Source organism: Sphingobacterium sp. UBA1897 (genome assembly GCF_002337775.1).
Lineage (GTDB): Bacteria > Bacteroidota > Bacteroidia > Sphingobacteriales > Sphingobacteriaceae > Sphingobacterium > Sphingobacterium siyangense.
In genome coordinates this window covers 186,511-213,049 of sequence record NZ_DDGR01000027.1, presented here as the reverse complement: position 1 = coordinate 213,049, position 26,539 = coordinate 186,511, and the positions used below count along the sequence as shown (strand labels likewise).

Annotated in this window: 24 protein-coding genes; 9 read left to right on the top strand and 15 right to left on the bottom strand. The window is 39.1% G+C overall.

Translation table 11 applies throughout. The annotated features are described in order from the left end of the window. Positions 1-95 precede the first annotated feature (95 nt). From rpsA to B4N43_RS19325, 5 genes are all read right to left on the bottom strand, one after another. Positions 96-2,027 carry a 30S ribosomal protein S1 gene (rpsA, locus tag B4N43_RS19345; protein WP_075991301.1) on the bottom strand — a complete coding sequence of 644 codons (1,932 nt, stop codon included), beginning with the start codon at positions 2,025-2,027 and terminating at the stop codon, positions 96-98. 224 nt (positions 2,028-2,251) lie between these two features. Beyond that, the gene (locus tag B4N43_RS19340; RefSeq protein WP_070564997.1) at positions 2,252-3,217 is read right to left on the bottom strand and encodes a YihY/virulence factor BrkB family protein; all 966 of its coding nucleotides are present in this window, start codon (positions 3,215-3,217) and stop codon (positions 2,252-2,254) included. Between the two features lies 1 nt (position 3,218). Further along, the gene (locus tag B4N43_RS19335) at positions 3,219-3,626 is read right to left on the bottom strand and encodes an acyl-CoA thioesterase (protein WP_070564999.1); all 408 of its coding nucleotides are present in this window, start codon (positions 3,624-3,626) and stop codon (positions 3,219-3,221) included. Further along, complete coding sequence (gene mltG, locus B4N43_RS19330) at positions 3,626-4,666, bottom strand: endolytic transglycosylase MltG (protein ID WP_286735906.1); 1,041 nt, start codon at positions 4,664-4,666, stop codon at positions 3,626-3,628. The genes B4N43_RS19335 and mltG overlap by 1 nt, the downstream gene beginning before the upstream one ends. A 194-nt stretch (positions 4,667-4,860) precedes the next feature. Further along, the gene (locus tag B4N43_RS19325; protein WP_070565008.1) at positions 4,861-5,847 is read right to left on the bottom strand and encodes a PASTA domain-containing protein; all 987 of its coding nucleotides are present in this window, start codon (positions 5,845-5,847) and stop codon (positions 4,861-4,863) included. Between the two features lie 147 nt (positions 5,848-5,994). Between B4N43_RS19325 and B4N43_RS19320 the strand changes: the two genes are divergently transcribed. Then, positions 5,995-7,002, top strand: coding sequence for a D-alanine--D-alanine ligase family protein (locus B4N43_RS19320; RefSeq protein WP_286735904.1), 1,008 nt, complete (start codon positions 5,995-5,997; stop codon positions 7,000-7,002). 207 nt (positions 7,003-7,209) lie between these two features. Here the strand turns inward: B4N43_RS19320 and B4N43_RS19315 are convergent, their stop codons facing one another. From B4N43_RS19315 to B4N43_RS19305, 3 genes are all read right to left on the bottom strand, one after another. Then, the gene (locus B4N43_RS19315) at positions 7,210-8,418 is read right to left on the bottom strand and encodes a serine hydrolase (RefSeq protein ID WP_286735903.1); all 1,209 of its coding nucleotides are present in this window, start codon (positions 8,416-8,418) and stop codon (positions 7,210-7,212) included. 152 nt (positions 8,419-8,570) lie between these two features. Then, entirely contained in the window at positions 8,571-9,065 is a 495-nt protein-coding gene (locus tag B4N43_RS19310; protein ID WP_112373640.1) for a dihydrofolate reductase, read from the bottom strand. Between the two features lie 61 nt (positions 9,066-9,126). Next, positions 9,127-9,948 (bottom strand): thymidylate synthase, encoded by an 822-nt coding sequence (locus B4N43_RS19305; RefSeq protein ID WP_070565019.1) that lies wholly within the window; start codon positions 9,946-9,948, stop codon positions 9,127-9,129. 266 nt (positions 9,949-10,214) lie between these two features. On the opposite strand from B4N43_RS19305, the gene mtaB reads away from it, so the two are divergent. Continuing rightward, positions 10,215-11,537, top strand: a complete 1,323-nt coding sequence (gene mtaB / locus B4N43_RS19300) for a tRNA (N(6)-L-threonylcarbamoyladenosine(37)-C(2))-methylthiotransferase MtaB (RefSeq protein ID WP_112373639.1) — start codon at positions 10,215-10,217, stop codon at positions 11,535-11,537. Positions 11,538-11,711: 174 nt separating this feature from the next. Here the strand turns inward: mtaB and B4N43_RS19295 are convergent, their stop codons facing one another. Then, positions 11,712-12,608: an EamA family transporter gene (locus B4N43_RS19295; RefSeq protein WP_201639672.1), complete on the bottom strand. Its 897-nt coding sequence runs from the start codon at positions 12,606-12,608 to the stop codon at positions 11,712-11,714. 175 nt (positions 12,609-12,783) lie between these two features. Between B4N43_RS19295 and B4N43_RS19290 the strand changes: the two genes are divergently transcribed. The 3 genes from B4N43_RS19290 (at position 12,784) to B4N43_RS19280 (ending at position 15,855) form a co-directional block, all read left to right on the top strand. Then, positions 12,784-13,356 carry a C40 family peptidase gene (locus B4N43_RS19290; RefSeq protein WP_112373637.1) on the top strand — a complete coding sequence of 191 codons (573 nt, stop codon included), beginning with the start codon at positions 12,784-12,786 and terminating at the stop codon, positions 13,354-13,356. A 175-nt stretch (positions 13,357-13,531) separates the two neighbouring features. Then, positions 13,532-13,951, top strand: a complete 420-nt coding sequence (locus B4N43_RS19285) for a hypothetical protein (RefSeq protein WP_070565307.1) — start codon at positions 13,532-13,534, stop codon at positions 13,949-13,951. A 344-nt stretch (positions 13,952-14,295) separates the two neighbouring features. Then, positions 14,296-15,855, top strand: a complete 1,560-nt coding sequence (locus B4N43_RS19280; RefSeq protein WP_286735901.1) for a calcineurin-like phosphoesterase family protein — start codon at positions 14,296-14,298, stop codon at positions 15,853-15,855. Positions 15,856-16,275: 420 nt separating this feature from the next. Here the strand turns inward: B4N43_RS19280 and B4N43_RS19275 are convergent, their stop codons facing one another. The 5 genes from B4N43_RS19275 to B4N43_RS19255 form a co-directional block, all read right to left on the bottom strand. Next, positions 16,276-17,601, bottom strand: coding sequence for a mechanosensitive ion channel family protein (locus B4N43_RS19275; protein WP_286735900.1), 1,326 nt, complete (start codon positions 17,599-17,601; stop codon positions 16,276-16,278). 39 nt (positions 17,602-17,640) lie between these two features. Then, positions 17,641-19,011 carry a nucleoside permease gene (locus B4N43_RS19270; protein ID WP_286735899.1) on the bottom strand — a complete coding sequence of 457 codons (1,371 nt, stop codon included), beginning with the start codon at positions 19,009-19,011 and terminating at the stop codon, positions 17,641-17,643. 45 nt (positions 19,012-19,056) lie between these two features. Then, positions 19,057-19,683, bottom strand: a complete 627-nt coding sequence (locus B4N43_RS19265) for a bifunctional nuclease domain-containing protein (RefSeq protein WP_088160444.1) — start codon at positions 19,681-19,683, stop codon at positions 19,057-19,059. A gap of 115 nt (positions 19,684-19,798) precedes the next feature. Beyond that, positions 19,799-20,773, bottom strand: coding sequence for an electron transfer flavoprotein subunit alpha/FixB family protein (locus B4N43_RS19260; protein ID WP_075991316.1), 975 nt, complete (start codon positions 20,771-20,773; stop codon positions 19,799-19,801). A 20-nt stretch (positions 20,774-20,793) separates the two neighbouring features. Next, positions 20,794-21,531, bottom strand: a complete 738-nt coding sequence (locus B4N43_RS19255) for an electron transfer flavoprotein subunit beta/FixA family protein (RefSeq protein ID WP_075991317.1) — start codon at positions 21,529-21,531, stop codon at positions 20,794-20,796. A 402-nt stretch (positions 21,532-21,933) separates the two neighbouring features. On the opposite strand from B4N43_RS19255, the gene B4N43_RS19250 reads away from it, so the two are divergent. Both B4N43_RS19250 and B4N43_RS19245 read left to right on the top strand, forming a co-directional pair. Next, positions 21,934-22,266: a tetratricopeptide repeat protein gene (locus tag B4N43_RS19250; protein WP_248933084.1), complete on the top strand. Its 333-nt coding sequence runs from the start codon at positions 21,934-21,936 to the stop codon at positions 22,264-22,266. Positions 22,267-22,350: 84 nt separating this feature from the next. Beyond that, positions 22,351-22,770, top strand: a complete 420-nt coding sequence (locus B4N43_RS19245; protein WP_075991319.1) for a copper resistance protein NlpE — start codon at positions 22,351-22,353, stop codon at positions 22,768-22,770. A 171-nt stretch (positions 22,771-22,941) separates the two neighbouring features. Here the strand turns inward: B4N43_RS19245 and B4N43_RS19240 are convergent, their stop codons facing one another. Further along, on the bottom strand, positions 22,942-24,078 hold the full coding sequence (locus B4N43_RS19240) for a cysteine desulfurase family protein (RefSeq protein ID WP_286735895.1): 1,137 nt from the start codon (positions 24,076-24,078) through the stop codon (positions 22,942-22,944). A gap of 981 nt (positions 24,079-25,059) precedes the next feature. On the opposite strand from B4N43_RS19240, the gene B4N43_RS19235 reads away from it, so the two are divergent. Together B4N43_RS19235 and B4N43_RS19230 are read left to right on the top strand one after the other, a co-directional pair. After that, a complete protein-coding gene (locus B4N43_RS19235) occupies positions 25,060-25,257 on the top strand; it encodes a phage integrase SAM-like domain-containing protein (RefSeq protein WP_286735894.1) in 198 nt (65 codons plus the stop codon). A 469-nt stretch (positions 25,258-25,726) separates the two neighbouring features. Then, on the top strand, positions 25,727-26,392 hold the full coding sequence (locus tag B4N43_RS19230; protein ID WP_286735893.1) for a hypothetical protein: 666 nt from the start codon (positions 25,727-25,729) through the stop codon (positions 26,390-26,392). Positions 26,393-26,539: the final 147 nt, after the last annotated feature.

Here is a 26,539-nt window from a genome sequence, read left to right as displayed (position 1 = left end):
TAACGTTTATTGATACAAAATTACAAAAGCATCCCTATAAAAACAAAGCGGCTGTCCTTTTGGAACAGCCGCTTTTTATGGATTGAAATTGCTAATTACTTAGCGTTTTTATCATTTTCCATTTGCTCTTTCAATTGAGCTAATACGTCTAAGTCGCCTAAAGTAGATTTTTCAACAGAATCTTTTACTTTTTTCACAGCTGAAGACTCAGCTTTAGCGTCTTTTTTACGGTTGTTAGACTCTTCTTTGCGAGCTTCTTCTTTCTCTTCTTCCCAGATACGAGAGTGAGAAATTACCAAACGTTTGTTCTCTTTGTTGAACTCGATGATTTTGAATGAAGTAACTTCATCAACTTTCAATGAAGAACCGTCTTCTTTAACAGAGTGTTTAGAAGGACAGAAACCTTCAACACCGTATTGTAAAGCTACGATATCACCTTTGTCACCAACTTTGATCACAGTACCTTCGTGGATAGAACCTTCAGTAAAGATCGTTTCGAAAGTATCCCAAGGGTTTTCTTCCAATTGTTTGTGACCTAAAGATAATTTGCGGTTTTCTTCATCTAATTCTAAAACAACTACGTCTAATGTTTCACCAACTTTAGTGAATTCGTTAGGGTGGTTGATTTTTTTAGACCAAGATAAATCAGAGATGTGGATCAAACCGTCGATACCTTCTTCTAACTCAACAAATACACCGAAGTTAGTCATGTTTTTAACAACAGCTGTTTGTTTAGAACCTACAGGGTAACGCTCAGTGATGTTTTTCCAAGGATCTGGAGTCAATTGTTTGATACCTAAGCTCATTTTACGCTCATCGCGATCTAATGTTAAGATTTGCGCTTCGATCTCATCACCAACTTTCAAGAACTCTTGTGGAGAACGTAAGTTTTGTGACCAAGACATTTCAGAAACGTGGATCAAACCTTCAACACCAGGGATGATTTCTAAGAAAGCACCGTAATCAGCAACTGTTACGATTTTACCTTTAACTTTAGAACCAACTTCTAATGCAGTATCTAAAGATTCCCAAGGATGCTCAGATAATTGTTTCAAGCCTAAAGCGATACGTTTTTTCTCATCATCAAAGTCTAATACAACAACGTTGATTGTTTGATCTAGCGATAAAACTTCTTTTGGATGCTCGATACGACCCCAAGAGATATCTGTGATATGCAATAAACCGTCAACACCACCTAAGTCGATGAACACACCGAAGTCAGTGATATTTTTAACTGTTCCTTCTAATACTTGACCTTTTTCTAATTTAGCAACGATTTCAGATTTTTGGTTCTCTAAGTCGTTTTCAATTAATACTTTGTGTGATACGACAACGTTTTTGAATTCGTGGTTGATTTTCACAACTTTGAATTCCATTGTTTTACCTACGTATACATCGTAGTCACGGATAGGTTTGATATCGATTTGAGATCCAGGTAAGAATGCTTCAACACCTTTGATATCAACGATAAGACCACCTTTAGTACGGCTCTTAACGAAACCAGTAATGATTGCATCATTTTCCAATGCCTCATTGATAGCTTCCCAAGATTTTTGAGTTTTAGCACGTTTGCGAGAAAGTACTAATTGACCGTTAGCATCTTCTTGAGATTCAACGAATACGTCAACTTTGTCACCAACTTTTAATTCTGGTAAGTCACGGAATTCTGATAAAGAAACTAAACCGTCAGATTTGAAACCAACATTTAAGACTACGTCTTTGTTGTTGATAGAAACTACAGTACCTTCAATAATTTCACCTTGGTTAACTTGGTTGAAAGTATCTGCGTATTGTGCTTCAAGTTTAGCGCGTTCAGCATCGCTATAATTTCCGAAACCTTTATCATTTGCATCCCAGTCAAATTCACCTTCTGGTGTGATCCAAGTGTTTGATTTGATTTCGTCGATTAAGTTTGAATCAGCTTCTGATTCAATTTTTTCAGTGTCTTTCACTACTTTAGTGTCAGCACCTTGTAGCTCTGCGTTTTTCGCTGCTAATTCTTTTTCTGCTTCTTGTTTTTTTGCCATTAATTAATTTTCTCCTTTTTCCTACTTTGTAGGAGTTGCAAAGGTACAAAAAAACTTTAAATGCAAAATTTTATTTTTCTTATTTTATTGAAAGACTTTCAGTTATACAGGCCTTTTGCTTTAGACATGTAAAGCTGCCTGTTCGAACGCTCGTTTAGCGTCTTCTACCGTTCATTTGTTGCCAACCTGACGGGGTAAATGAAGCTTTAAATAATTTTATACACCTATTCGTCTCTCTTAAAAGAGTTGAAAATGCGTGGTTTGGCAATAACAATGGTTTGTTTAGACAGCGCTATTGCTGCATTAAGCTCATAGCCCAATAATAAAATAAGCGTATTCAGGTAAATCCAGAGCATAATGACGATCAGTGTCCCGATGGATCCATAGAGTTTGTTATATGCACCAAAATGATTGATATAAAAGGTAAATATGGAAAACGTCAATATTGCTAAAATGGTAGCCATAGAAGCTCCGGGACTGAAGAGTTTCCATTTATTGGAGTTGGAAGGACCAAATTTGTAAATACAGCTTACCGTGAAAAAGTAAATAGCAAATATTATCAACCATCGGGCTACTTTAAGTAGAATGGCCCAGAAGCTCGACTTTATACCTGTTGTTTCCTTGAGGTAGTCTATGGTAATGCCAGCTAGGGTAAATATTGTCATCCCAACTGTTAACGCAAAAATAATTAGGAAAGCCAAGGCTAAGGCAAGCAAACGTTTTCTGACCCATGGCCTTCTTTCCGTCATGAGGGAAGCCTTATTGAAGGCATTCATCAGAGAGGCCATACCATTGGTTGCAAAATAGGCCGCAAATAAAAAACCGAAAGAAAGTAATCCACCATTTTGGTTTTTAATAATATCCTCCAAAGTCGTTTCAACAACCAGAAAAGCATTTTTGGGAATAACCACGGCCAGAAAGTCCAGCAACTGTTCCTGAAAATTATTGATCGGAATATAAGGGATCAATGTAAATAAAAAAATGATACCCGGAAAAATGGCCAATAAAAAGCTATAGGAAAGGGAAGAAGCCTTGCTGACAATGGAATCTCTCGATAGCTCCTGAAAGAAAAATACGGCCACAGTATAGAGTGGTAGCGAGCCAAAGCCAGGTAGTACGACACGTTTACTCCATTCGATTAATCTAAAATAAGGTTCAATATTTAATAGCCATTGGTGGATTTTCCCCATATCAATTAAAATAGTTACTCATCTTATCCAAGAAAACCTGTGGCGGCATACAAGGTCTATTTTTTTCCATGTTGACAAAGACCAAAGTTGTCTCGCCCTGGTTGAGTAGTTCTCCGCTTTCATTGAACAGTTCATATTCAAAAATAATACGGACGGCAGGTTTCTGGCGGATTGTTACCCGTATCGTGATCAAATCATCGTATTTGCCCGGTTTTAGGTATTTTGTTTTCATCTCCGTAACGGGGAGCATGACCCCCATTTCTTCCAGCTCCTTATACGATATCCCCGTGCTCCGCAGCATTTCAGTCCGCGCTATTTCGTAAAATGCAGCATAATTTCCATAATAAACATACCCCATTTGGTCTGTTTCTGCATAGCGGACACGAATCTGATGGTCAAATACAAACATTATTTTTTAATATTTCTGGCGTCCAATGCCTGTTGAAATTTACGTGCATTGATCAAATGCTCAGCCTCTGTTTTTGCAAAATTATGATAGCCCGAAAAATCATCTTTAGCACACATGTAAATATAATCATGTTGCTTAAAGTTTAAGACCGCATCAATTGCAGCAATACTTGGAATTGAAATAGGACCTGGAGGCAAGCCCCTATAGATGTAAGTATTGTAAGGATTGTCTGTTCTAAGGTGCTTATTCAATACCCTTCTAATGGTAAAGTCGTTGTTGGCAAAGATCACGGTAGGATCAGCTTGCAATAACATGCCTTTTTTGAGGCGGTTTAAATATAATCCGGCGATCATGGGCATTTCATCCTGGTGTAAGGCTTCACCTTTGACAATAGAAGCCAATGTACTGACTTGTTGCGGTGTCAGGTTAAGTGCTTTTGCTTTTGCCGTGCGATCTGCATTCCAAAACTTTTTCCATTCATCATCAAAACGAGCAATTACTTTTTCGGGATTGGTGTTCCAATAAATTTCGTAGGTATTGGGGATAAATATAGCAATCAGATTTTCTTTTGTAAATCCATATTTCTGTGCTGTAGCCTCATCATTTAGTACCGCGATAAATTCTGCAGAATCTGCCTCAAAACTTTTACCAAGGAGTGCGGCCATATTCTCTTTCAGTCGCACATTGGAAAATCTGAATTTTACAGGTTCTTGGTAGCCACCAATCAAATTGCCAACTAAGCGTCTATTGTTCATACCAGGGGTTAACAGATAACGTCCGGGTTTTACACTTTGCTCATATTTTTTATATTGTGCGGCACGCTCAAAGGAAGCGATGTCATCCACAAGATTTGAATCCTTGATTGATTTCAATACATCTTCATATTTTTCGCCCTCGTGTATGTACAGGTATTTTTTCTCTCCCGATACATTGGAAGCATAAAATGCTTTATAAAATGTCCAAGCAAAATAACCTCCGATAACGATAACGATCAGGGCAATGATTTTTAACCAACTTGGTATTCCTTTTTTATTTTCCATGCTAAAATTTTTTATTCATTTGTTGTTCGCTATTAAGGGCATTCATACAGCCTTTAGCGGTCAATGGTTGATGAAATCGCCCAGATATGGATCGGTTTCATCTTTATATTTTATACAATTCCTGAATCTGCAACAAACGCTAATCCATCATAATGGAGATTATGCCATGCAGCTTCATTTTTAAGTCAATACACTTAAAAGCCAAGACTATTCCCTTTACTTTCTTTTTCTTTTTTCTGCCCTGCAGTTGGATTTGTTGTTGTCGATTTAGCTGCTGGCGTATTTGTTGTGGTACTTTTCGCTGGAGCAACGGGCTTAGACTGAACCGGAGCTTTTGCTGCTGGCGGAGTAACCTGTGTTTGGTTTGCCTGTGGTTTAGGAGTTGGCGTACCTCCAGCTGGAGCACCTGTAGTTGTTGTTGGTGCCGTCAATGAGAGCGTTATGTCTATTTTAGCCCCTAAGCTGGTTAAGCCTTTTTCTATTCCTGGTGATTGTACACTGATTACTGCGGTGGCTGTATCCGTTACATTGGGATCATAAGTCACTGTGCCTAGGCCTAGACCAGCTCCAGATAGGGCAAACTTCGCTTCGTTTAATGGAAGACCAATTAAGTTGGGTATTTCCACTTCATTAGCACCGAGTCCATTTCCCAAAACTAGATCTATACGTGAACCCTTAGGAATCATGCGCCCGTTACGGATTGATTGTCCAGCAAATTGAGCATCCAATACGATGTCCCTAGCGATATCGGCGACATAAGAAGTGTCTCCGATTCTAAGGTTATGGTTTTTCAAAATAGCCGTTGCTTCGATCAATGTTTTATCCTTTATATTCGGAAAGGCAACTTCAGGTGCAACTTGTGTGATAATGGTCAAATAAATAGTCCGCCCCGATTTTACATGAAATCCTTGTTCGGGATCCTGCTCGATGACCATTCCTGGTTTGGCGTCCATCTGGTAGACGGAGTCAATTTGATATTCCAGCCCCGCGTCTTCCAGCGCCTGGATGGCAGCACTGATATGAAGGCCTTTCACTTTAGGAACGGCTATAGATTCATCATGTTTGGTATATATTTTCAGTCCAACATAAACGAAAAGGAATAGACATACTATCGCGATAAAAGCGGCAATAAGATTTTTCCTAAAAGTGGGGGTCTGAAGATATTGTACGACTTTGGACATTTCTCTGTTTTGATAAAAATTAATTCTGCATAGAACCGCAATATTAAAGCCAAGTTTGCAGAATGATTAAATAAAATTATTCCTCACAAAATTATTCGTTTTTCCGTGTATAGCAAATTATATTTGCTATTCGAATCGCTAAAATTTATGAAAGCAAAAATAGCATTAATAACTGGAGGTTATACAGGAGAAGCTGAAGTTTCTTTTAAAAGTTCTGCCTTTGTCAATTCTCAACTTGATCACGACAAATACGATATATATTTGATTACAGTGACCAAAGAAGCATGGTACTATGAAGATTTGGACGGTAAGCGGCATCCGATTTCAAAAGCAGATTTTACACTTCCATTGAACGGAGATATCTTAAGCTTTGACTTAGCATTTATTATGGTGCATGGTGTGCCTGGAGAAGATGGAAGACTTCAGAGCTATTTTGATTTATTAGATATTCCATATACCTCATGTGATGCCTTGACTTCGGCATTGACTATGAATAAAGGGTATACAAAAGCGATTTTATCGGATATTCCCGAGTTGCATTTGGCAAAATCGGTCTTATTGTTTGAATCGCAACGCCTGGAAGCGGTCAAAATCGTCGAAAGCAATCTTTCGCTGCCGTATTTTGTGAAACCTAATGCCGGTGGAAGTAGTATCGGAATGACCAAAGTAAAGGAATCGGCACAACTGCAGGAAGCGATTGATAAAGCTTTTGATGCAGAGAATACCGGGAAACAGGTTATTGTTGAAGAATTTGTGACTGGACGCGAATTTTCCGAGGGAATTTTTAGGAATTCAAAAGGCGAACTCGTTGTTTTGCCGGCTACCGAAGTTCGTACTACACGTGAATTTTTTGATTATGAAGCCAAGTATGTACCTGGATTGACCGAAGAGATTACACCAGCAGACCTGACTACGGAAGAGCAGGAGCGCGCTGCACGTATTTTAAGGGAAATTTATGTGAGATTGAACTGTAAGGGTATGGTTCGGGTGGACTTCTTTTTGGAAAATGATACCGATAAATTTTATTTTATCGAAATTAATACCATTCCCGGGCAGACTCCACAAAGCTTTATTCCGCAGCAGGTACGGGCTTTTGGAATGAAGGAGGGGGATTTTTACGGGGAGTTGATCGAAACGGCTCTACAATCGAAATAGTTTTGCTCTATCTCAGTAGGACTTGAGGCAGGGACTATATGGCTGGAGCGCGGATAAGCATACATTCCGATGATGACATACTGCATTTCTCAGCCACAGCCCGCTGATCATTCGCATAAGCAGCCTTCTAGCCAAGGGGGATAAAAATACGCCACGATGGCGCTACACAAAAAAGGCTTTCAATTTTCTGAGAGCCTTTTTTGTGTTTTATTTTCTGAAATCAAATTTCGATAGATCAGGTTTAAACTTTTTAACTCTTTTCAGCTCCTCCTGATAAATTACCTGGCCGATATTTTTTAAAAAAGGATAGGTTACTGTTTCATATTCATAGCGTCCATCGTTGTAGATGCCATTTTCATTGGACTGTACAACAACGGCGAGCATAAATTCCACGCCATGTTCAAAGTCGACGACATAGGCATTATCAATATTATAGCCATAGGAATCTCCATACTTGTTGAAGATCCGGATGTTGGGATTTAAGATCGCATTTTTTTCACGGCCATAAAAAAGGAGCTTGCTATACGTTGGCCAGAATTCTGCTGGATCATATTTTGGAAAATCCGATTCAAAGGGATAGCGCGACATATAATCATAGAGGAGCGCGTAGTCATCTTTTTTCAGATTGAATCTTTCTTGAGGCTGAAATGCTTCGGGAAATAACAGCTTCTTCAATATCAGCTGTTGATCTTGCAAAGCGTATACATTTAATCCTTCAAAACTCCAGGGTTCATGAACAAGTTCATCTTTATCGTTCATGTAACCTTTCCCCTGAAGCGTATTGGACAGCTCGATGGTATAATCCTTGGGATCGAACTGTGCTTCTTGTTTATAAATAATATCCTTCCCCTTATAAAAGGTGACGGGGTTAGTATGTTTGGCCCATATGCCTTTGTCGCCAATGGCAAGACGGTTGACAATGCGGCTGTAATTAGTGCCGTATTTTTTTAGTTTCGCATTCAGTTCTGCACGGCCAATAAATTCGAAAAGCCTGTTTTGGGCATCGTTGTCGCTGGTTAATAAGATCTTTTTAACATATTGAGCAACAGATGGAAGGCCATTGGCGGCGGATTCATCCACAAGAACCTTAGTCTGCTTTTCAAAAGCAGAATCGATGCGTAGTGGGGTATCTTTGCTGAGACCGTCAATATGCAGGTCATTGATTTTTTCCAAAGCCAGAATTGCTGTCGGCAACTTCACTGTACTTGCGGGATAAAAATACCAGTTCGGATTCAGTCGATAGCTATAGGACCTGAAATGTGGCTTATTGGATTTGTCACGATCAATCTGTGTATACAGAATTTGTACTTCATTTTTCGTCGGATGACTTAATATGTTTTGAAATAGATCGGGATGACTTTGGAGTAATTTTTCCAGGTAAACAGTATCTATCTTCTGAGCGTATAGATCTGACATGAATAGAGTAAAAATTAGGGTGAGGTATTTTTGCATGTGCTTTAGATCAAAGTGTCGCGCCTGTAAGCTCTTCTATAGCTTTTAATGGTGATAGGATCATGAAGCAAAAAGCTCCATGATCCTATCGCGTTTTGCTATTCGTAAACATGGAATTATTTTCGCGTATAAACTTCAAAGGTATAAGCAAATGCATGTTTGTCATCGGCCTGATGCGAATCTGAGGCAACTAATTCCCATTCTTCTGACGGTAATTCAGGAAAGAAAGCGTCACCTTTGATAGTTGTATGTACGCGCGTCAGAAGCACTTTATTTGCCAAGGGTAGCGCTTGCTGATAAATGTTTGCGCCACCAATGATGAATACCTCACGTTCATCCCGGCAATACAAGAGTGCCTCTTGGATGCTGTTGGCAACATCAATATCTTCTCCCTGGAAATTCGCGTTACGTGTAATGACAATATTTCTTCTGTCTGGCAATGCTTTGCCTATGGCCTCAAAAGTCTTTCTGCCCATTAGGACAGAGTGCTCAACGGTATTTCTCTTAAAATATTTAAAGTCGTTGGGTAAATGCCAAGGCATCTGATTGTCGATTCCGATGGCATTGTTTTCCGACGCAGCTACGATTAATGTGATCGTTGGGTTGCTCATTTTTGATATAAGGTGATTATTCGTTCGCTAAAATATATTACAAAATCAGGTACCTTTCTTGTTAAACGGCCACCGGAGCTTTGATATGTGGATGGGATTCGTAGTTTAACAATTCAAAATCTTCAAACTTAAAATCAAAGATATCTTTTACTTCAGGGTTTATTTTCATCTGGGGTAGCGCTTTTGGCTCGCGGCTCAATTGGAGCTCCGTTTGCTCGAAGTGATTACTGTAGATATGTGCATCGCCAAGGGTGTGGATAAACTCTGCGGCTTCCATGTCACAAACCTGTGCGACCATCATCGTCAATAAAGCATAAGAGGCAATGTTGAAAGGAACGCCCAAGAATATATCGGCACTACGTTGATAGAGTTGACAGGACAATTGCGGCTTTAAGATACCTTTTTCAGGTTGTGCCGGAGCGACATAAAACTGAAAAAAGGCATGACAAGGAGGTAATGCCATATGCTCTATTTCGGCAACATTCCATGCCGATACAATAATACGGCGTGAATCCGGTGAATTTTTTAGCTGGTTGATAACCTGTGTGATCTGATCGATATGACGGCCATCGGGTGTTGGCCAGGAGCGCCATTGTGATCCGTATACAGGGCCTAAATTTCCTTGTTCGTCAGCCCACTCGTCCCAAATGCTTACGCCATTTTCTTTGAGATACTGAATATTGGTTTCACCTTTAAGAAACCAGATCAATTCATGGATAATGGATCGCAGGTGTAATTTCTTCGTCGTTACCAAAGGGAAACCTTCCTGAAGGTTGAAACGCATCTGATATCCAAAGACACTTTTGGTACCTGTGCCCGTACGATCTGTCTTTACAACACCATTCGTATATACATGTCTGAGTAAATCTAAATATTGTTTCATCTGTAAAAAGTAATTATTAAATACCAAATATCAATACTATAATCGAACTGGACAGAACGAATAACACTATTTTATGTGTCTGATTCTCAATCGGGGAATATTTGAATACATCATGTCCGGCTCTAATTTAGTTTGTCCGTAATAAGCCGCCGGTGCATTCAACCTTTCAAGATAGTCAAAACTAAGGAAAATCCTTATAACGAGAAAGTCAAAACTTAAAATGGTAAGAGGGGTTACTGAAAAAAAATGTAATTTTGCAAAATATTATGGAGAATAAAAAAGTAGCTTTTTATACACTTGGATGTAAACTGAATTATTCGGAGACATCATCCATTGGTCGTTTATTTAAAGATGCGGGCTATGATACCACAGCGTTCAATAGCCGTGCAGACGTCTATGTAATCAATACATGTTCGGTAACGGATAATGCTGACAAGAAGTGTAGAAAAGTAGTGAAGGAAGCTTTAAAGCACTCTCCCAACGCCTATATTACGATTGTTGGCTGTTATGCGCAGCTAAAACCAAAAGAGATTGCAGAGATTCCCGGAGTGGACATGGTCTTAGGTGCAGCTGAAAAGTTTAATATTATTGAGCATATCAATGATTTGACGAAACAGGAAAAAACGATCGTTTATAATGGTCCAATCGATGAGACCAATCAATTTGTCTCGGCTTATTCGATTGGCGATCGTACGCGTACGTTCCTAAAAGTACAGGACGGCTGCGATTATTCATGTACATTTTGTACGATTCCTTTGGCACGTGGCGGAAGTCGCTCGGGCAAGATCGAAGATATTGTGCGTCAAGCAGAAGAAATTGCAGCTTCAGGCGTCAAAGAAATCGTTTTAACAGGTGTAAACATTGGCGATTTTGGCATTCGGGATGGTAAGCGCGAAGACCGGTTCTTGGATTTGGTACAAGCACTGGATGAAGTCGAAGGGATTGATAGAATCCGTATTTCCTCGATAGAACCCAATCTTCTTTCCAATGATATTATTGAGTTTGTGGCCCAATCAAAACGTTTTGTTCCACATTTCCATATGCCATTGCAGTCTGGAAGCAATAAAATTCTGGGTTTAATGCGCAGAAGGTACAAAAGAGAGCTTTACACAGAGCGCGTCGCTTTTATCAAGTCATTGATGCCTAATTGCTGTATCGGTGTTGACGTTATTGTCGGATTTCCGGGAGAAACACGTGAAGACTTTATCGATACATACAATTTCTTGAATGATTTGGATATTTCTTACCTGCATGTCTTTACCTATTCAGAAAGGGAGAATACGATTGCTGCTCAAATGGACGGTGCTGTACCGGGAGCTCAACGCAGCGACCGTAGCAAAATGTTGCACATCCTTTCGGAGAAGAAGCGCCGTGCGTTTTATGAGTCACAGCTTGGTGAGACTGGTGATGTTTTGTTTGAAGCAGACGAAAAAGATGGTTATATGCATGGTTTTTCTAAAAACTATGTCAAAGTACGGACCTTATACGATCCATTATTGGTGAATGAGGTTGTGCCGGTTAAATTTATTGAAGTAACGGATTCCTGTGAAGTGGAAGTAGAAGAAATTCCGGAGACACTGACACATTAACCTTTTTAAGATTTATAACATACAAAGGTTTAACATATAAAAAAGGCAATCTTATTAGAGAAGATTGCCTTTTTTCGTTAACGGGAATTCCATAATTTCCCTATTGATTGCAGCACACAGTTGTGTTCTTGATCAAATTGACTACAGTACTCCGACCGGAAGTGGATCGGTCGCCTAATGCGTACTGCTCTTTGCTGCATTTAACCAGATGACGGTACCCAAGATCAAAAGTACCCCGAGCCATTGTATCGTGGATACACTTTCATGAAGTATAAAAAACGACATACAGGTGGCTACGGGTAGCTCCGCCGAACTTAATATTCCGCCTAAGGAGAAGCCCGTTTTCGGTAGGCCATAGGCAAATAATAAAGGCGGGATGACCGTGCCAAATAGCGAGAGGATCAAGCCGAAATAGAGGAAGTTACCATCAAATTGACCATTCCATAAATAAGCAGGTGGAAACAAGGTGAAGACCAGTATACAGGCCCCCGTTACCATAATAGCGCTTTTTTGAATGGGGTGATAGTCATTGCCGACACGACCGTTGACGATCATGAAGACCGAATAGGCGGTCGCTGCTAAAAGACCAAATAAGACACCTGTTAGGTTGAGGTGTTGCAAGCCTTTTTCAAGAAGTCCAGTCGCTAATAATGTTGCAATGAGTACAATGCCGATACCAATCAGGTTGTTTTTTGAAGGTTTTACCTTGAAAAAGATAAATTCGATTACCACACCGATCCAGATATACTGCATGAGCAGTACGATGGCCAACGAAGCCGGGACGAGCTGTACACATTTGTAATAGAGAATGCTCACCAAACCGGTCGAAGTACCACTGATTAATATCTTGATCCATGAAGATTTCTTGCTTGAAGAGTGAAATGACTTTGCCGAAAAGAGTTTGATGATGATATAGATAAGCCAAAGGATAAGCATGCCAAACAATACCTGAATTCCCGTTACCTCTCCTAAATTCAACCCTTTACCATAGGCTTTTTTAACAAACGTTGATAGTATCCCAAAACTACTCGCACCTAAAAAGACAGCTAATGCACCTTTTAATTTTTCCATTCTCAAATAAATTAGGCGTCAAAGTTACGATTTCTGAACAATTCTTTTTCTTATCTGACGTTCTTATCAAGAAAAGCAATCTCCGGGGGCAAGCAAATTTATTGGATATCAACAGCAATTTAATTAAGTTTGTTATGCAAGTAAGTTTGTTAAGCAAGAACGTAAATCGAACCGCATGGGTGTCAGATCTTATTTTATCTTCTTTTTAGGTGCAGTTCTATTTTTGAGCAGTTGTTCAACGAAGAAAAAGGTACTTAGCTCCAAAACACATTCTTCCAATGGTTCGGTTTTGACAGATGCGAGCTCAGCGCGTGGAAAAACTTTTTCGGGATCCAAACTTGACAATTATGCAGACTTGCTCAATGTGAGTACCAAAAAACTAAATCCGCACCTTTATTCCTTTATTGACGATTGGATGGGGATACCGCATCGTATGGGTGGACAGACCAAATCGGGGGTAGATTGCTCGGGATTTGTTAATCTGCTCTATATTGAAGTATACAAAGGGAATTTGCCGCGGACTTCGCGTGACATGGAAGGAATAGTAAAGAGAAAAAAGGTCGATAAACTTGAAGAAGGAGATCTCGTGTTTTTTTCTTTCGGACGAAATGGAATAGATCATGTTGGTGTATACCTGCATAATAATAAGTTCGTTCATGTTTCGACACGGAAAGGTGTTATTATCTCTGATCTTACCGACAGTTGGTATGCGAAGACCTTTGTTGACGCGGGCTCTCCCAATATCTAAACGCGTGAATTTCATGTAGGTTTTATGTCATATCTTGATATAAACTTTTATACCCTGTATAAATCCTTATTTTTGTCAAAATTTTATAGAAATGACAATCAAGAGTAAGAAGATTTTTTTGGGCCTTTGTATTATTGTGCCGTTTTTGATGTATTGTGTTTATTACTATAGTAATATGATCAAAAATGCCCCTTTTCGTTTTGCCGATTTTGAATCCATTGAATTCAAATATGGCGAGCCGAACCACATGGTCAACGAATACAATTCAAAAACACGTATCTATAAATATTTAGACAAAAAAGATTCTCTAATTACCGATACTGTAAAATTTACAAAAGACGATTTATTATACCTGCATCGCAAAGCAATGGAGCTCGGCTTTTGGAACTTGGATACCGATATGACCGGTCCTGAATGGCAGCAGGATTCAACAAATTCTAAAGTCCCACGTTTTTATTTAGAGTTCAACTATAAAGATAAGTCCAAGCATATCACTTTGGATGCAGATTTTGCAGGCAACCCTCGGATGCACGATGCAGCAAAATCAATGATCGATGAAGTCAACCGCATGTTGGCAACTGCGCAAGCCAGATAGTTAAGAAATAGGCCCTAAGGGTAAAGAGAGAAATCAAGTCATTGGTTTCTCTTTTTTTGTGCCGAATATCCGTCTGTAAACAAAGGATGGAAGAAGGATTTAACCCGCCAACAACATATATGTTAGTAGGGATTTTATAGGGACTTAATAGGGACCTGATAGGGACCTCATTCGGATGAATACGTATAAAACACGGATAAGGTCCCTATAACGATACTGCCAAATATGGATTAATTAATACAGGAGTATTAAATGGCTTCCTTTGTTTTTTGATAAATTCTTTATATTCTCTTTATACTCCGTTAACCTGAATCGAATACTTTAGCGCCAAAACAAAATTTCATATGAAAGCATTTTTGGCACTAGCAATTTCCTGGGCATGCGTAAACGCTGTGCAGGCGCAAGATTTTGCAAAAGGAAAAGTTTATCTGGACGTAAACAAGAACGGAAAATTAGATAAAAACGAACAAGGTATTGCGTCTGTTTCTGTTAGTAACGGGCGTGAAGTGACAACGACTGATAAAGATGGTAATTACCAATTGCCCGTTGGAAATGACAACATCATTTTTGTGGTTAAACCAACAGGCTATGCTTTGCCCTTGGATGAAAATAACCACCCAAAATTCTATTATATCCATAAGGTAAACGGTAGTCCAGTTTCAAAATACCCTGCTGTTGCTGCTACAGGAAAAATCCCTGCTGCTGTAAATTTTGCAATGTATCAACAAGATGAGGATCCTAAGTTTTCAGCTTTTGTTTTTGGTGATCCACAGGCTTACACGGAGGAAGAACTGGCCTATTTCAAAAATGGTGTGATCAATGAAATTTCCGATAAGACAATTGCGAAATTCGGAATAAGCTTAGGCGACTTGGTGGGAGACGATCTTTCACTTCAGCCAAAATATAAATCGGTGATTTCCACGATGGGCTTGCCATGGTATAATGTCATGGGAAACCACGATATGAACTATGATGCTAAAGTGGATAGCCTCTCCGATGAATCGTTCGAGCGGACGTTTGGCCCCAATAATTATGCGTTCAACTATGGAAATACGCATTTTATCATTCTTGATAATATCATTTATCCGAATCCACGGACAGGTAAAGGTTATTTAGGCGGATTCCGTAAAGATCAGCTTGATTTTGTGGAAAATGACTTAAAAAACGTTGCTAAAGATAAATTGATTGTGTTGGCATTTCATATTCCTTTATACCATCAAAACTCGGATGTCTTTCGTAACGAAGATAGACAACGTCTGTTCGATATTTTGGCTCCATTTAAGCATACCTTGTCTTTATCCGCGCATACACACTTTCAGCGGCAATATTTTTATGGGCAAAACGAAGGATGGAAACAAGAAAAGCCACATCACGAGTATAATGTGGGTACGACCTCTGGCGACTGGTATTCAGGCGAGTTGAATGAAAAGGGAATTCCTGTTTCTACAATGCGGGACGGTACACCAAAAGGGTATGCCATCTTAAAAATCGAGGGCAACCAATACAGTTTTGATTATAAGGTTGTCGGTAAGCCAGCAACGTATCAGATCGATTTATATGGCGCATCGGTCGTTCCAGAAAAATACACAAAGAGATATCCGATATACGCTAATTTTTTCATTGGAAAGGAAGGTGACAAGGTAACGTATAGAATCAATCAGGGCGAATGGAAGGAAATGGATTTTGTCAATGAAAACGATCCGGCATTCCTAAATTCTCTTGCTAAATACGATACAGCAACTGAATTAAAGAATACGCGTAGACCTTCGAACCCCGAAAAATCCAGTCATCTGTGGACAGCTAATTTGCCCAAACTTAAAGCTGGTAAATATCAGATTGAGGTTCAGGCGATTGATCTTTTCAATAGAGTACACCTGGCAACAAAGACTATTGAGGTGAGATAAATAACCATTTGTAGAGTTGTTTTAAGTTTAAAGATAGCTTAAGATGCACTTAACATAACGATCCTATATTTGTGTAGAGTAATTTTTGATTCATAAAGAGTTAGGGTTAATGTGTAGATCTGTTGTGAAACACGTCTGAAAATTTAGTTTGTTTTTAAAGTGAAGGTAATCTCCCCAGATTACCTTTCACTGTTTTATACCTTTTAGGCTATCTTACGATACCAGCATTTAACTGCTTCTCGGCTGGCCTGTTCTTACAGTTCATTTGATTTATGCAGACAAGGTTTTGCCTGGTAATTCGTTTGGTATGAACCTTAGCAATATATGAACACATAGTTCGGCTGAACACTTGGTTCGACAGCGATATTTTCTTCTGAAAGTGTCTGACGTTATTGGCCAGAAAGAACATTCCGTTCGCTTTTATTGTTGTTGGTCTGCGAAGTCATGAAGGCTTTTATGCCGGATAGCACGCCGAAAATCATCCGATGCCGGATTTTCAAAGATCTCCAGGTCGAAGTATTTTGTGGCGGCAAATAGGTGGTCGAATACATCCGAAACAATTCCTTCGTAATATTCCCAGCGGATATCGTTTACAAAGAAATAAAGTTCGACTGGAACACCGTGTTCGGTTGAAGCAAGCTGACGCACCATCAGGGGCATGGTCTTGTGGATATTGGGGTTTTGACGTAAATAGGTGAGTGTGTAAGCTCTGAACATCCCTAGATTTGTCATTTTGCGACCATTTATGGGGCTTGACTGATCTATTTGCTGTTGGGTGTTGAATTGGTCAATTGTCCTGGCGCGCTCTTCGATATACGGCCGCAGGATCTGTATATTTTTGAGTTTTTCAATTTCTTCATTTTCTAAAAATCGAATCGTGGAAATTTTGATATTTATGGCCCGCTTTAAGCGCCTACCGCCCGACTGCTGCATGCCCCTGTAATTTTTGAACGAATCCGACAATAGCGTATGTGTTGGTATCGTCGTAATGGTCTTATCAAAGTTCTGTACTTTTACATTATTGAGGTTAATCTCTTTGACCGTTCCATCGGCGCCATATTTGGGCATCTCTATCCAATCTCCGACACGGATGGAGTCATTGGCCGAAACTTGTATACTGGCAACAAATCCTAGTATAGTGTCTTTGAATACCAACATCAGAATTGCGGATGCGGCACCCAAGGATAATAAGAAAGACCAGGGAGATTTTCCTGTCAATATTGAAAAGCAGATCGTTCCGCCGATAAATAATAAGATAATCTGACAGACCTGTAAATAACTCTCCAGAGGTTTGTCTGCAAAAGATTTCTTCATGCGCAGCATATCCCGCAAACTTTTCAGGAGCGAATGAATAATCAATAAACTGACGACAGTCGTGGCTATGTCAAGTATTTTATTGCTGTTTTCTTTCCAGGTTGGAAAACCCATGAAGATAATGGGCATGATATATTGTGCCACTAATATCGGAACAAAATGAGCAACAAGTTTCAGTGTTTTATTACGGATCAACAGATCATCAAAGCGGTTTGTACTACGTCTGATGGCTTTGATTGTTAACAGGAGTAATGTTCTTTTGGTGAAATAGTCAATGATGATCAAAAACAAGACAACCAGTAAGAGTAAAAGGATCGAGTTAACAAAATGACTCCCCTGATTATCAAGGCCAAATTGTTTAATCCATTGAAATGTCCAATTATAGATGTGGGATTGAGAATCTTTGAATAATTCCGTTGCTGTGCTTTGCATGTTACAAATATACAAAAAGCCGCAATTAGCGGCTTTTTGTTATTTTGAATTGAGCGGTTCACGCTCGTGTTTATGTCTAAAGAAGACTGCAAAAAGGACTGCTATAACCAAGGTGTAGATGGCAAAAGCTAGCCAGATGTCATGCCAGTCTTTCAGCATGAGGTTACCACTTAACATGCCGTCAGGTAAGATTGAGATACTCTTTTCCTGCAGAAAATGTAAAAAATGGGTGTTGTCGATTGTTGTATCTAAATATTGTGCGAGATCTTTGCTGTTTTGAAAACTTTTGGTAAAGTAGTGGTCAATGATCCAACCCGATGCAAAACTGCCTACAACGGCACCGAAACCGTTTGTCATCATCATAAATAAGCCTTGTGCCGAGCTGCGTATGCGTGATGTTGTGGAGGTTTCAACAAATAAAGAACCTGAGATATTAAAGAAGTCAAATGCCATACCATAGACGATACAGGATAATACAATCATCCAAAGTCCGCCTGCAGGGTCACCAAATGAGAATAATCCAAAACGTAATACCCAGGCAAACATCGAAATCAGCATGACCTTTTTTATACCGAATCTTTTGAGGAAAAATGGAATAGCAAGAATAAAAAGTGTCTCGGATATCTGCGAAATGGACATAATGATGGTCGAATATTTCACAACGAAAGATTCTGCAAATTTAGGGTAGAATTTAAATTCATCCAAAAACACATCACCGTAGGCATTGGTCAATTGGAGTGCGGCACCTAAGAACATGGAAAAAATAAAGAACAAAGCCATTTTATAATTTCCAAAAAGTTTAAATGCTTCCAAGCCTAATAGTTGTGTCCAGGAAGCATCTTCCTGTTGTAACTTCTTCGGTGGACATTTAGGTAATGTAAAAGCATAGAGACTTAAAGCCAAAGCTGCGGTTCCGGCGATATAAAATTGATAAGCTGTGGCCTTGTTGCCTGTTAAATTGGTGATCCACATGGCGACGATAAAACCTATGGTTCCGAAAACCCGGATGGGGGGGAATGCCTTGACCAAATCGTAGTTATTTTCATTTAATGCCGTATATGCAATGGAGTTGGATAGGGCCAAAGTCGGCATATAAAAACACATTGCCGCAAGCATCGCATAAAAAAAGGTGTTTGGATCATTTACCTGAGGTAAATAGAATAAAACACCCGCATAACATAAGTGAAGAATAAAATATAATCTTTCGGCATTTATCCAACGATCGGCGATAATTCCCATCAAGGTAGGCATAAATAAAGAAGCGATCCCCATGGTTGCAAAAATAGCTCCAAATTGTGTACCATCCCATTGTTTTGTGCCAAACCAATAGTTTGCTATTGTAATCAACCATGCTCCCCAGACAAAAAACTGAAAGAAGCTCATAATGGTCAATCTTAATTTAATAGACATAAATCGATGTTATTTAAAATTTTTGTTTCGCTTTAATGAAAGGAGTTATTTTCTTTTGGAAATCTCATCCCTAATCAATGCAGCCTGCTCGTAGTTTTCTTCGGTCAATGCCTGATTAAGTGCTTGCTCCAGTTGCTCATCTGTCAACGTGGAGAAAGGATTTTGTGGGGATTTTGAAGGTGTTTTTTCTTCGATCTCAACAACACTTGGATCCTGAACTTTGTTGGATTTGTCTAGGTTTTCCAAAAATGCAAACTCATGTCCCTCAATGATAATTCCAGCAGAGGACATAATAAATTCGTAGGCATAGATCGGAGCTTCAAACCGTACAGCCAGTGCAACGGCATCGGATGTGCGGGCATCAATCTCGACAATCTTGTTGCCGTCGGAACAGATAATTTTAGCATAAAATATCCCTTCAATCAAATTATAGATCAGTACTTCAATGAGTTTAATACCAAAAGAATCTGCAAAAGATTGAAATAGGTCGTGTGTCAGCGGACGACTAGGAATCATTTTCTCTATCCGAATAGCAATAGCTTGAGCCTCGTGGCTGCCGATAATGATGGGCAATCTTCTGTTGCCCTCCACTTCTCCCAATACAAGAGCATAAGCCCCAGATTGCGTTTGACTATAGGATAAACCAACGATATCTAATCTGATTTTCTTCATTTTAATTCCAAAGCGGTCTACAAACTTAGATAAATTTGCTTTTATATGCAATTATAACAAATAAAAACTCCCCATTCATTTTGGATAAATGGGGAGAATATATCGGAAGAAAGCTTTAAATACCTTTGTAAGCCTTCAATGCCTGCGTTAATTTCGGAACGACGTCGAAAGCATCGCCTACAATTCCATAATCGGCCACTTTGAAAAAGGGCGCTTCTGGATCTTTGTTGATGACAACGATTGTTTTAGAAGAGCTTACTCCGGCCAAATGCTGTATTGCTCCGGAGATACCGATAGCAATGTAGAGATTGGGGCTAACAACAATACCTGTTTGGCCTACGTGCTCCGAATGCGGGCGCCAGCCTGCATCAGATACGGGTTTTGAACATGCTGTAGCTGCACCAAGGACGTCTGCAAGTTCTTCCACCATACCCCAGTTTTCAGGGCCTTTTAAACCACGCCCAGCGGAGACGACGATTTCAGCTTCCGGCAGGGAAACTTTGTCTGTTGCTCGGACAATCTCTTTGACCATCGTTGTAAAATCTGTTTGGTCAATATTGGGAGCAAAAGTTTCGACAGTTGCGCTACCACCGGTCTCTTTTGTTTCATATGCATTCGGGCTTAGTGCGATGACCTTTATATCCGAGGATAGTTCGAGCGTAGCGAACGCTTTATTGGAGAACGCTGTTTTTTTGACAGTCAGTTTGTCGCCATTGATTTTCGGCAATTCGAGCGCGCCATCGGCCAGACCAGCCTCTAATTTGGCTGCAATACGTGGAGCGAGTCCTTTGCCCGAGAAAGAGTTGGACAGCACAAGTATTTTTGAGCCGGTACTCTTTACGGCTTCAGCAATGATGCTTGCATACGCTTGGTTTACAAAAGAAGCGAGTCGCTCATTGTCGACATTTAATACTTTGGAAGCACCGTACTTGCCCAAGCCAGCAAGTTCGTCTCCAGCGACATTTCCAATTGAAATCGCAACAAGATCAGTCTGTATGTTATCGGCGATGGATTTTGCATAAGAAACAACTTCAAAAGCAGATTTTTTGAATTTTCCATCGGTATTTTCTACGTATACGAGTATAGACATGGTGTTTTAGCGTTTAAAGATTAAATAACTTTAGCTTCGTCGTGAAGAAGAGAAACTAATTTTTCTACCTCGGCAGCGTCAACAAGTTTGACCGTACCGCGCGGAGCAGGTGTCTCATAGCTGACAATGTGTTCAAGAACGTCTATAGTGGAAGGTTCCAGCACATCCAATGGTTTGGTCCGCGCACTCATAATACCACGCATATTAGGTATTTTTGGCTCGGCAACACCTTCTGCTGTACCAATGACGATGGGCAGCTTTGCTGTCAATACTTCTTTTCCGCCTTCAATCTCGCGCTCAACTGTGACTGCGTCGCCCGCAATATCAACTTTTTTGGCAATGGAAACAGAAGGGATATGCAGCAGTTCTCCTACGATTGCCCCCACTTGAGCACCGTTATAGTCGATGGATTCGCGGCCAGTTAAAATTAAGTCAAATGCATTGTCTTTGGCATACTTTGCTATCTGATTAGCAACAAACCAAGCATCGCGTGGAGCGGCGTTAATCCGTACAGCATTGTCTGCGCCAATTGCCAATGCTTTTCGAATGGTTGCATCTGTAGATGCATCGCCCACATTGATGACAGTTACGGTTCCTTTTCCACCTTCAGCCAACTCAACTGCTTTGGATAAAGCAATTTCATCATAAGGGTTTATAATGAATTGTACACCAGCTGTGTTAAATGCAGTGTTGTCATTTGTAAAAGTGATTTTGGATGTAGTGTCAGGGACATTACTTATACAAACTAATATTTTCATATACGATTGGTTTTACTCAAACTTACCATATTTTCTTTCAATTAAAAAGCGCTAAGGCGTTTTAAATGCTGTTAAAGAGTCGTCTTGTGATTTTGATGAATTTTTAATTTTACCAGTTGTTTTCGTGTATTTTTTTTGATATGATATGATATTTAGGTGTTTTGTTGTCTTTTTTGTATTTTTTTATTTTAAATAGCCGATTCTTTATAATGGATTTATTGCGTCAGTAAATTGTCATTTTATATGCTAGCATAGTAATTTTAGAAAGCATCGCAGCTCATTCGGGGTTCCTGTTTATAAAAAGCTTTCGTGTGATATGGAGAGATGCGGAATTGTTTGAGGGGGATACACAATTAAATTGCATATAAAATGCAATTTGTCTAAGTTTGAAATAAAAAAGATATGTCGACACGATTGGATCAACTGAATGAATTTTTGAAAGAGAGCCCCGAAGATCCTTTTTTAAAATATGCAATTGCAGCTGAATATCTCAAGCAGGAAGATGAACAAGAGGCTTTGTTGAGATTTGAGAATTTAGTACATACAAATCCAGATTATGTAGGAACTTACTATCATTTGGGCAAATTGTACGAAAAATTAAATAAACAGGCGTCCGCGATTGATACCTATAGATCCGGAATTGAGATCGCTCGGAAGACACGTAATTTCCATGCTTTGGGCGAGTTACAAGGTGCATTATCATTCTTGACAGACGACGATGAAGATGATTTTTAATCTTTTCTAAATTTTTGGTATTTAATTTGTTATGAATTTATTGGTGTAACTGTTAGATGCTGATTTTTTTGAATTTGGAATGAGATGAAAAGGTTTATTTGGATTGTGGGTTTGTTGTTGACAATTGGAATGGTGGGATGTGATAATCCCAAACAAAGTGTTGCGGTCTATAAAGATAATTTACAGGACCTAAAAGGTAGGGATAAGGCGGAAGTAGTGATTGGTGAATACAAAGGCGTCATGCCTTGTGCGGATTGTGATGGTATAGAAACACTTATTTCATTGCATGCTGACAATACCTACCAATATTCATCTAAATACCTTAATAAAAGTGATGATGTGTTTATGCGTGAAGGAAAATGGAAATTGGATGGTAACATTATTACACTGGACGGCGTTGACTATAAGTTCAAATTAGGAAATCGGATACTCAGTCAACTGGATCTCTCTGGAAATGACATAACGGGCGATATTTCCAAATATTATGTTTTGACAAAAAATTGATATGTAGCCTAAGGGATATATTAAAACATAAAAAGCCGAAAATATACTTTCGGCTTTTTATGTTTTTGGATGTATAGCTGTTTTTCGGCTATTGAATAAGTTCTTTCTTGCTGCAAGCCTGATAATTTATTTTTCACTTGCGGGGCATGCTTGACGCTTTACCTATAAATGCTATTTGTTCTTTGTACAAAGTTCTTTCAAGGTTGCTACCACAAAATCGACTTCTTCCTTTGTATTATGCTTGCAGAATGAAAAACGAACCGAAGGACGCTCCGAGCTTGATTTGATTGCACCCAATACATGCGATCCGATGTCTGTTCCTGAGCTGCAGGCACTGCCACCAGAACAAGAGATTCCTGCAATATCCAGGTTGAATAAAAGCATGTCAGCAAGGTCACTACATGGGAAAGAAACATTCAGTACGGTATACAGTGATTTTTCTGGTTCAATAACACCATTAAAATCAATTTCGGGGATTGCTTTCTGCAACTCGTCGATCATATAAGATTTGAGTCCTTGAATATAAGCGTGGTGTTCTTCCATGTGCTCATAGGCAAGTTCTAAAGCTTTGGCAAGCCCCGCGATTCCATAGACATTTTCTGTTCCACCACGCATGTTGCGCTCTTGTGCTCCACCATAGATTAACGGTTTAATCTTGTTATTCGCATTGATGTAAAGAAAACCCACCCCTTTTGGGCCATGGAATTTATGGGCAGCCCCTGTTATAAAATCTATTTTAAGGTTACCAAGGTCATGTGGATAATGCCCCATGGTCTGTACCGTGTCCGAATGGAATATCGCATTATACTTTTGGCATAACTCGGAGATACGTTGAATATCGTTGAGATTTCCGATCTCATTATTGGCATGCATAATGGAAACAAACGTACGCGGATTGGTACTTAAAAGTTCTTCCAGCTGGGTGAGATTTAAATTACCTTTTTCGCCAACTTCCAATAAGTCGAGGTGCACCTTACCGGCTTTTTCAAGTTCTTCTAAGGTATGTAATACGGCATGGTGCTCAATAGGTGAGGTGATGGCATGGGTTATCCCAAAGTCGGCGATTGACCTAACGATGGCCATATTGTCGGCCTCGGTTCCACCCGATGTGAAGAATATCTCTGCTGGAGATACATGAAGTAGATTGGCAATCGTTTTACGGGCTTTTTCTACAATTGTTTTTACTTGTCGTCCGTGACTATGGATAGAAGATGGATTTCCAAAGTTATTGTTCATCACATCAACCATTACTTTTATTACTTCAGGATCTAAGGCTGTAGTCGCTGCATTATCAAAATATACTTGCATGCTGCAAAATTACAAATCTCCAAAGTAAATTAAAGGTATTAAATGACTTATTTTTATCATTTTATTTTCCTAATTATAGCTGATAGGTGTTGGCGTGCCGGGGGCTCATCAGAATTAGGTTCTTTTTGCCAGGGATAGTATAGGATTAGAAAATTTACGTTCTGATATAGAAAAATGGGGCTGTCTCCTTTTTTGGTATAAAGCAAATGTAGGAGATATTGTATATTTTATAGATTTGCGTTGTAGTGAAAAAATGAAGAGTCAAAGGCTGTCTTAGTAGCTTTTTTAGCATACTGTTTTTGAGAAATGACCTTCCTTTTTTTCGCTTCCTAAGGCAGAACAGAATGTAAAGCGGAATTGCAGTCCAGCTTGAATATCTAGGAGGACAAGTCCAAGGGAAGTTTCACTATAAATTTTACATTTTCAACCAAAAATTATTATGAACACACTCTAGCAGGTTGTTGTTATTGATTGATGTTGGGAGTAAGGAACTGGTCGTTTGTTTTGGACATATTTTTTCTAACTTAGATAAAAAGCTGTGCCATTACGGTAATCTTCGATACGGATAAAGGTCTGTTAAAGTTGCAGGGATGTGTACATGCCCATACGTCTGCAGAAAGTCCTCTTCGTTTTGTTATGGAGGCCACGGGCGTTTACCACGAGAAGTTTGCTTATTTTTTGGAATCCAAGAGATATAAGATTATTATTATCTTGTCTAATAAGATCAGTAATTACTTTCGTACACCGTAGGTTAAGGCAGTAACAGACACAAGCTGTTCGGAAGCTATCGCCCTATTCGGCCCAAAACGTCGGCTTGAGTTGTGGCACAGCCCAGATCCTAACTAAAAAAGGTTGAACCAGCTGACCCGTGAATGAGATCAGCTGATTCGGGAACGTACTGCTGTCAAGAACCATCTCCATGCAGAACAAACGGAGGCCTAATCCATTAAAAACTCCGTAGGAAGAATAAAAGAACGAGTATTGAGCATAGAAGATATTTACACTGGTGGCACCAAGATAGAAGCCATTGCTAATAAATACATACACAAGTCATTGGGTTACAATGGTGTGATGAAGCACTTCGAGGGGTTACATAAGCTGGTAAAAAAAGCTGTCACTATGGACTGGCTGGAAAAAGACACGTTTGCTAAATTCAAACTCCGTTTTAACAAGACCTAAAGAGGGTATCTCACAAAGGAGGGATTTAATTTACTTGCCCATAAGATGGTTTCCATCGAACGCCTACAATCGGTACTGGATATACTCCATTTTAGCAGTTATACAAGACTGACAAATATAGAACATGGGAAACCTCACGAGAGGCAACATTTTGAAAGGAATAGACGGTGGGGATTGGTTGGTAACCAATAGGAAGAAAATGGAAACGGTCGTCATTGCTCCGCTATTATCCCAGGCATCCGAACTCATAGAGAAGTATCATGACCACCCGAAACCATGCAACAGTAACATGCTGTTCCCTTTCATTTCTAACCAATGCATAATGCGTAGAAACCGAGCCTTTTCAGTCCATAAACTATATAAGTCTCAACTCTTTTATTCTAAAACTACGTTAATTAAGAGAAAAATGAAATTACTTTTTTCTTTTACAGTGAAATAGTTTATATTTATAGCGATAAATTACTTAATTATGAATATAATTATAAAATCACTTATTTTATTTACCGCCTTAATTTTATTTTTCTCCTGTTCAAAAGAATTAAACAAAAACGAAGTAGACAATCAAAAACTGTCAATAGATGTAAAAGAGTCAGCGAATTCATCAAAGCATCATTCGGATAAAGAAAGAGATCTATTCATTACAAATAGAATAAAATCCATACAAGAAGACCTTGATATCACAACTTCACAAATCATAACTGCAGAAACGCCTGCCTGCTCAGAAGTTTCTGATAATATCTCGTACGAAGTTATCCCTGTAATTTCAGATAATTCTACAAAGGGATATCTTTATATTTTTGAAAAAGACAAAAACTATGAATCTTTTTACCAAGAAATAAAATATAACAATGATGGAGTTGCACAAGGATTCGTAATATGGTCAGAAAAAAGCCAATACGTATACAGTACAAATGAATCTATGTACAAACCAAAAGATCCTTCAATGGATTATTCGGCATCCAATAATAAAGCTAAAGAGGAGGATTATTTAACTTGCGTTGCTAGAGTATTCCAACAAGCAAAGGCTGCGTGTGAAGCAGACCCTAAATGTAATTTGCTTTGTTATATAACGGGGCCAACATGTGAAGGATGTATGTTGGCAGCCGCAGCCGCAGCGTGCAAAATTTACAAGTAGAAAATATAAATCATTATAGATAAATATCATGGAAATATTATTTTTAATCGGTGGTATACTAATTCTCTTTACCTATCTACTTACAATATATAGGATAAGTAAATCTTCAGAAAGGATTCAACTTTGGAAATTATTATTGATAGTCTT

Bases quoted from the DNA above. Each gene is read 5' to 3' on its own strand.
- mltG (WP_286735906.1), bottom strand. From the start codon at position 4,666: ATGGAAAATAAAAAAGGAATACCAAGTTGGTTAAAAATCATTGCCCTG.
- B4N43_RS19295 (WP_201639672.1), bottom strand. From the start codon at position 12,608: ATGGAAAAATTAAAAGGTGCATTAGCTGTCTTTTTAGGTGCGAGTAGT.
- B4N43_RS19325 (WP_070565008.1), bottom strand. From the start codon at position 5,847: ATGTCCAAAGTCGTACAATATCTTCAGACCCCCACTTTTAGGAAAAAT.
- B4N43_RS19265 (WP_088160444.1), bottom strand. From the start codon at position 19,683: ATGAAGAAAATCAGATTAGATATCGTTGGTTTATCCTATAGTCAAACG.
- B4N43_RS19275 (WP_286735900.1), bottom strand. From the start codon at position 17,601: ATGCAAAGCACAGCAACGGAATTATTCAAAGATTCTCAATCCCACATC.
- B4N43_RS19230 (WP_286735893.1), top strand. From the start codon at position 25,727: ATGAATATAATTATAAAATCACTTATTTTATTTACCGCCTTAATTTTA.
- B4N43_RS19280 (WP_286735901.1), top strand. From the start codon at position 14,296: ATGAAAGCATTTTTGGCACTAGCAATTTCCTGGGCATGCGTAAACGCT.
- B4N43_RS19310 (WP_112373640.1), bottom strand. From the start codon at position 9,065: ATGAGCAACCCAACGATCACATTAATCGTAGCTGCGTCGGAAAACAAT.
- B4N43_RS19315 (WP_286735903.1), bottom strand. From the start codon at position 8,418: ATGTCAGATCTATACGCTCAGAAGATAGATACTGTTTACCTGGAAAAA.
- rpsA (WP_075991301.1), bottom strand. From the start codon at position 2,027: ATGGCAAAAAAACAAGAAGCAGAAAAAGAATTAGCAGCGAAAAACGCA.
- B4N43_RS19240 (WP_286735895.1), bottom strand. From the start codon at position 24,078: ATGCAAGTATATTTTGATAATGCAGCGACTACAGCCTTAGATCCTGAA.
- B4N43_RS19290 (WP_112373637.1), top strand. From the start codon at position 12,784: ATGGGTGTCAGATCTTATTTTATCTTCTTTTTAGGTGCAGTTCTATTT.
- B4N43_RS19335 (WP_070564999.1), bottom strand. From the start codon at position 3,626: ATGTTTGTATTTGACCATCAGATTCGTGTCCGCTATGCAGAAACAGAC.
- B4N43_RS19250 (WP_248933084.1), top strand. From the start codon at position 21,934: ATGTCGACACGATTGGATCAACTGAATGAATTTTTGAAAGAGAGCCCC.
- mtaB (WP_112373639.1), top strand. From the start codon at position 10,215: ATGGAGAATAAAAAAGTAGCTTTTTATACACTTGGATGTAAACTGAAT.
- B4N43_RS19285 (WP_070565307.1), top strand. From the start codon at position 13,532: ATGATCAAAAATGCCCCTTTTCGTTTTGCCGATTTTGAATCCATTGAA.
- B4N43_RS19305 (WP_070565019.1), bottom strand. From the start codon at position 9,948: ATGAAACAATATTTAGATTTACTCAGACATGTATATACGAATGGTGTT.
- B4N43_RS19340 (WP_070564997.1), bottom strand. From the start codon at position 3,217: ATGGGGAAAATCCACCAATGGCTATTAAATATTGAACCTTATTTTAGA.
- B4N43_RS19260 (WP_075991316.1), bottom strand. From the start codon at position 20,773: ATGTCTATACTCGTATACGTAGAAAATACCGATGGAAAATTCAAAAAA.
- B4N43_RS19245 (WP_075991319.1), top strand. From the start codon at position 22,351: ATGAAAAGGTTTATTTGGATTGTGGGTTTGTTGTTGACAATTGGAATG.
- B4N43_RS19270 (WP_286735899.1), bottom strand. From the start codon at position 19,011: ATGTCTATTAAATTAAGATTGACCATTATGAGCTTCTTTCAGTTTTTT.
- B4N43_RS19320 (WP_286735904.1), top strand. From the start codon at position 5,995: ATGAAAGCAAAAATAGCATTAATAACTGGAGGTTATACAGGAGAAGCT.
- B4N43_RS19255 (WP_075991317.1), bottom strand. From the start codon at position 21,531: ATGAAAATATTAGTTTGTATAAGTAATGTCCCTGACACTACATCCAAA.